2 protein-coding genes and 1 pseudogene are annotated in these 1,035 nt (G+C 63.5%); all 3 read left to right on the forward strand.

All coding sequences use genetic code 11. The features are described from left to right. Positions 1-438: IS66-like element accessory protein TnpA (gene tnpA, locus ABIB99_RS44465; protein WP_354182313.1), on the forward strand; the 438-nt coding region annotated here is incomplete at its 5' end. Continuing rightward, positions 435-788: an IS66 family insertion sequence element accessory protein TnpB gene (tnpB, locus tag ABIB99_RS44470; RefSeq protein WP_247316068.1), complete on the forward strand. Its 354-nt coding sequence runs from the start codon at positions 435-437 to the stop codon at positions 786-788. The genes tnpA and tnpB, both read left to right, overlap by 4 nt. A gap of 69 nt (positions 789-857) precedes the next feature. Then, positions 858-1,035, forward strand: a pseudogene (locus tag ABIB99_RS44620) (IS66 family transposase); the annotation flags it as partial.

A 1,035-nucleotide genomic window follows, 5' to 3' on the forward strand; every position in this document is an offset into this window, starting at 1 on the left:
GGACGGAGGTTTGGGATGGGATTGGACAGCAAAAAGGACGTCCATTTGGACGGCTCGTCGGTAGGGCCGGTGAGCCGGCTGGAGGTCCTTGAAGGACCGTCGGGACGCCGCGTGCGTTCGGAGGCTGAGAGAGCTCGGATCGTCGCCGAGAGTCTGCTACCCGGTGCCCAGGTGTCCGAGGTGGCGCGCAAGCACGGAGCGACGCGCTGGCAGATTTACGATTGGCGACGGCGCTTTCGACAGCGAGGCATGTTGCCGCCGTGCGAGGCGTCGCAGCCGACATTCGCGCCGCTGGTCGTGGAAGGTGCGTTAGAGGAGCGTCACGTTCCGGCGATCAAGCTTGAGATAGCGATCGGCGATGTCGTGGTGCGGACGGACACGGCCATAGATGGCGAGCAGCTGTCTCGGGTGATCCGCGCGGTACGAGCGTCACGATGATCGCGCCCGGTGCTGATCTGAAGATTTACATGGCGACGCGGCCGATTGACTTCCGCTGTGGCCATGATGGGCTTGCTGCGAAGGTGCAGGAGATGCTTCGTCTCGATCCGTTCAGCGGTGCAGCCTTCGTGTTCCGATCGAAACGAGCGGACCGGATCAAGATTTTGGTCTGGGATCGAACGGGCCTAGTGTTGGTGCACAAGCGCCTCGAAGGCTGCAAGTTCGTTTGGCCAACGATCGCAGACGGCGTGATGCGCATATCGCCGGCGATGTTCGCAGCCCTGTTCGAGGGGCTGGATTGGAGGTTGGTCCGCCCGCAAGAAGCGCGGCGTCCGCAGGCGGCGGGATAACTGCGGCAGAGTGACTCGGAAGGTATTTTGCACGTGACGCACGCGGCGGCGGTGTGCTCGAATTAGCACATGAGCATCGCGGCGCTGCGCGACGAAAATGAACGACTGAAGGCGCTTTTGGCGCAAACGCAGGCGGCCTTGAGCGAGCATCAGGGGGCGCTGGCGGCGTCGGAGGAAGCGCGGCGTCGGCTGGAGGTCATCCTCGGCGAATTGCGACGCGAGAAGTTCGGCGCGAAGTCCGAGAAGC

This window comes from Bradyrhizobium sp. LA6.1, from assembly GCF_040547805.1.
GTDB lineage: Bacteria > Pseudomonadota > Alphaproteobacteria > Rhizobiales > Xanthobacteraceae > Bradyrhizobium > Bradyrhizobium barranii.